Origin of the sequence: Nosocomiicoccus ampullae (assembly GCF_001696685.1) — a bacterium.
Lineage (GTDB): Bacteria > Bacillota > Bacilli > Staphylococcales > Salinicoccaceae > Nosocomiicoccus > Nosocomiicoccus ampullae_A.
The window spans coordinates 1-4312 of record NZ_MBFG01000030.1; the positions used below are offsets into that span (position 1 = coordinate 1).

The 4312-nt window shown below is 34.9% G+C and carries 5 protein-coding genes and 2 tRNA genes; 1 reads left to right on the forward strand and 6 read right to left on the reverse strand.

The window, feature by feature from the left end; translation table 11 throughout:
• Window positions 1–120 precede the first annotated feature (120 nt).
• Complete coding sequence (gene iadA / locus BBS29_RS08050; protein ID WP_068131194.1) at window positions 121–1272, forward strand: beta-aspartyl-peptidase; 1152 nt, start codon at window positions 121–123, stop codon at window positions 1270–1272.
• 58 nt (window positions 1273–1330) lie between these two features.
• On the opposite strand, the gene BBS29_RS08055 is transcribed toward iadA, so the two are convergent.
• The 6 genes from BBS29_RS08055 to BBS29_RS08080 form a co-directional block, all read right to left on the reverse strand.
• Window positions 1331–1828, reverse strand: a complete 498-nt coding sequence (locus BBS29_RS08055; protein WP_068131197.1) for a hypothetical protein — start codon at window positions 1826–1828, stop codon at window positions 1331–1333.
• Window positions 1829–1906: 78 nt separating this feature from the next.
• A complete protein-coding gene (locus BBS29_RS08060; RefSeq protein ID WP_068131201.1) occupies window positions 1907–2566 on the reverse strand; it encodes a transglycosylase family protein in 660 nt (219 codons plus the stop codon).
• 229 nt (window positions 2567–2795) lie between these two features.
• Complete coding sequence (gene queE / locus BBS29_RS08065) at window positions 2796–3536, reverse strand: 7-carboxy-7-deazaguanine synthase QueE (protein WP_068131205.1); 741 nt, start codon at window positions 3534–3536, stop codon at window positions 2796–2798.
• Window positions 3536–3910, reverse strand: coding sequence for a 6-carboxytetrahydropterin synthase QueD (gene queD, locus BBS29_RS08070; protein ID WP_068131207.1), 375 nt, complete (start codon window positions 3908–3910; stop codon window positions 3536–3538). The genes queE and queD overlap by 1 nt, the downstream gene beginning before the upstream one ends.
• Window positions 3911–4046: 136 nt before the next feature.
• Window positions 4047–4136 (reverse strand) — tRNA-Ser (locus BBS29_RS08075).
• A gap of 10 nt (window positions 4137–4146) precedes the next feature.
• Window positions 4147–4221, reverse strand: a tRNA-Asn gene (locus BBS29_RS08080).
• Window positions 4222–4312 lie beyond the last annotated feature (91 nt).

Sequence of the window (4312 nt, forward strand, 5' to 3'; positions counted from 1 at the left end):
CTCTATAATTTTGAAGATAAAATAAACCATTATATTTTACCAAGTAATGAATGACTGTTTGTTTTAATTTCATTAATATGGTTATATAAATAGTAAGAATATTTAGAAATGAGTGTTAATATGTTTACATTAATTAAAAACGCAGATTTATTTAGCCCAAAATCATTAGGCAAAAAAGATGTTTTATTTACTCAAAATAAAATTTTAAAAATCGATGATCAAATAGACGTCACCGACCTTCAAAAGATGTTTACTGTTAAAATCATCGATGCTAATAATAACTACGTCGTTCCTGGATTTATTGACCCACATATACACTTACTCGGTGGTGGCGGTGAAGGTGGTTTCCATAAGCGAACACCTGAAGTTCAACTCAGTGACCTTATAAAAAGTGGTTTAACAACTGTCGTTGGACTGCTCGGAACTGACGGCACGACGAGACATGTTTCATCCCTACTCGCTAAAGCGCGTGGATTAGAAAAAGAAGGTGTCACTACTTTCATTTACACAGGAAACTATGACGTACCTACACCGACGATTACAGGTAATGTTAAAGACGACATTATTTTAATCGATAAAATCATCGGTACTGCTGAAATTGCCATAGCCGATTCACGATCAGGTCAACCGAGTACGCATGAACTCGCAAAAATTATTGGAGATTCACGTGTTGGCGGATTAATTGGTGGTAAAGTTGGCGTAACACATTTCCATACTGGACCGGGGAAAGCTTATTTATCACAATTACATGAGGTCCTCGATGAGTACGAATTACCTGCTTCAAAGTTATATGCAACACATATTAATAGAAGTAAAGAGTTAATGAACGACGCCATTACTCTCGGTAAAAAAGGGGCATTTATTGACATTACATGTGATTATGATGAGGCATTTGGATGGGTCAAATATTACAAAGAAAATAATGGAGATCTATCACAACTGACGTTATCTACTGACGGTAATGGGAGCTTACCTAAATTTGATGACGATGGTAATCTACTCGGCTTAGACGTCGCACCAACGGATACTATTTTAGAGACAGTGAAAAGAGTCGTACAACATCATATTCTTTCATTAGAAGAAGTTTTATGTTTAGTGACAACTAACACATCTAGAGCTTTAGAGCTAGAACATAAAGGAAAAATTACGAAAGACTATGACGCAGATATTTTAATTATTGATAGAGACACATTTAAACTTACAGAAGTATTTATGAAAGGTAGACAGATGATGTCACGTGGTGCAGTCATTGTAAAAGGGACGTTTGAATAATTAAATTAAAAATAGAGATGTTAAATAACATCTCTATTTTTTCTGCATTTAATTCACCTTAAAACATCGCAGTACGCTTCGTTAAAATAAATTTCGTACCTGTGACGTCATGCGCGATTTCTCCACCTTCAATGTAGATTTTAACTGATCGCGCTTTATGTACATGGTTGTTAAAGTCACGATATCTAATTAAAATTCTCGCATTAAACGCTGTTCTTTCTTCGATATAAACGTTTAGTTTAATTACGTCATGCTCTATAACCCCTCGTGAATCCACTGCTGGTGTCCCATATTCATAATCTGTCGTAAAATCATAACCTTCAATTGTAAAATCCTCAAAATGAAACGGATTTGCATTGTTGTTTATAATTCTAAACTGCAGAACAAGACGGTTTTGATCGTTTTTAAATGTCTTTACTTCATCGATTTCTAAATAAGGTTGAGTAAGTAATACTTGAGACTTACCACGAACTCTAAATGCTAAAATCGCTGTCGTAATAGCAATGACTGCAATTATAATCGATAAAATACTAATGACGTCTAGACTTATACCCATATAATCACCACTCTCTTAATTATAATAATAACAAAAAAGCATGTTTTCACGAAGAAAACATGCTTGATTTATTAAATATTATAGGTAAGCACCACAGTTAGGCCATGGTTGTGCACCGCGTTGAGCATATAACATTTTTGCACGCATTGTTTGTTCTTCAGCAGATGCTTGAGAAGCAACTCCTGTACCACCTACTGATGCCCATGTACCAGCGTCAAATTGGTATAATCCATGGTAAGTTCCTGAAGCATCTACGATGTTCGGGTTACCACCTGATTCACACTCTGCAAGACTAGCCCAGTTTAAACCATCGTTTGATGATGGAGCTGATGCTTTTGGAGCACTGTACGAATAGTTTGGTTCGTTATATGAGTAGCTTGGTGCTTCATACGTTTCGTAAGAAGAATAGTTCTCTACTACTGGAGCACTTGCTACATATGATTCGTTGTTGTTAAATGAGTTATCAAAATCAGAGAAATCTGAACCAACTGGTGCATATTTCCATACCCATCTTTCTCCATCTGATTTGAATTTGAAAGTTGTACCTTCAAGATCAAATGAGATTTCGTAAGCTCCTTCTTGTACTGGTGCTTCGTTTAATTTTTCTGGATTATTGATTGCAAGTTTTGCAAGTTTTGCTTCATCAACATTAACTTCTGATGCATTTGCTTGAACTCCTGCTAATGATGATAAGCTTAAACCAACTGCTAAACCTGTTGTTAAAATTGTTTTCTTCACTATGAAATCCTCCTAAAAATGTAGAATCATTTCTTTCACTGTACATACTATAGCACGTCTAAATATTACTGTGGTTACAGCAATATTAAGAATCACGCCCATATTTGACAGGATAATTACATAGTATTTCATTACTCAGATACGATTAACTAAAAAATCACTCCAAGCCCTATTTCTATAAGGTTTGAAGTGATTATGTCAGGCGTGTAACAGATTGTAACAATCGACATTAAACGCCTCTTTGATTATCATAAATTAGTGCGTGAAGTTGAGGTAATGGCTTAAAATCATTAGCTTCAGGATCGTTTAGCACCATTTCCCATAACTCTTTTAAATCGTTTAATAGACGACGACTAATATCGCCACCTTCATAAGGGTCTGGATTCCCAACACTCACATAAAAATCTCTATTATAGTTTTTATATCTATTATATACGTATTTCGCATAGTCAAAATCTTCTTCATTAAATATAACGACTTTTAAGCTGAAATTGACATTCGCTTCATGTAGTTTATTTAATATATCATCGAGAATCGTAAAATCTGTTTCCATTTTAGAAGATGGTGGTTTCGGAGAAATTGTTAAATCATCTATTTTTAAAAACCATTCTTGGTAAATAGAACCTTGAGTCTCTAATCCGACTTTCACCTCATCATTACGGAGCATATCAATTAGATCATTCATCGGTTTATTAATAAGTGCAGGATTTCCTCCTGTAATCGTCACATGATTAAAATTTCTTCTATTATCTATGTAGCCTATTTCTTGAATTTTATTATAGACGTCTTCTGCTGAAAGTACGTTCGCCTTTTCTTCACCATTCCACGTAAAGGCACTGTCACACCACGCGCATGAATAATCACATCCACCAGTACGAACAAACATCGTCTTTCGACCAATGACCATACCTTCTCCTTGTATAGTCGGTCCAAAAATTTCCATAATAGGCATTTTCTTTTGTTGTCTCATTAGCGTAACTCCCTGTATCTCGCCCATGTTTTTGGCGTTTCTGATACTGCAACTTCTACAACGTTATCCATATTTAACTCATTTTTGATTTTTTCATAGAAGAATTTTGCGATATTCTCAGAAGTTGTTTTAAAATCAAACACGTCATTTAAATGTCTGTGATCGAGATTTTCATCTATAAATACTTTAATTGGCTTTAATAAACCAAAATCTGTAACAAAACCATCATCATTGAGTTCGTCTGAGCCTAAAGTCACTTTAACGATATAATTATGACCGTGCAGTCTTTTGCATTGATGTCCTTCTGGTAAGTAATCCAATTGATGACTCGCACTAAAATGAAACTCTTTTGTTATTTCATAATTGTAAAACATATCCGTACTCCTTATATAAACTCGTTATATATATTGTATCATTTAAAAAAGACAAAAAAATACGGCAGTTATTTTCATAACTGCCACCAGTTAGTCACCAAACTGGTTAAATCCCTTATATAATAAGGTTTATGTACGGGCACGGAGAGATTCGAACCCTCGCGCCGGAATGAACCGACCTACACCCTTAGCAGGGGCGCCTCTTCAGCCACTTGAGTACGTGCCCAAAATAAAAATGGCTCCGCAGGTAAGATTCGAACTTACGACCGATCGGTTAACAGCCGATAGCTCTACCACTGAGCTACTGCGGAATATTTAATTAATCAACATGTTCTATTATAGCAACTCTGTAAAATATTTCAATGATATTTTATAAAAAAATATGAATTAAATAAAAAAGCA

Excerpts from the sequence above, each read along its gene's own strand:
- iadA (WP_068131194.1), top strand. The coding sequence starts at position 121 with ATGTTTACATTAATTAAAAACGCAGATTTATTTAGCCCAAAATCATTA.
- BBS29_RS08055 (WP_068131197.1), bottom strand. The coding sequence starts at position 1,828 with ATGGGTATAAGTCTAGACGTCATTAGTATTTTATCGATTATAATTGCA.
- queE (WP_068131205.1), bottom strand. The coding sequence starts at position 3,536 with ATGAGACAACAAAAGAAAATGCCTATTATGGAAATTTTTGGACCGACT.
- queD (WP_068131207.1), bottom strand. The coding sequence starts at position 3,910 with ATGTTTTACAATTATGAAATAACAAAAGAGTTTCATTTTAGTGCGAGT.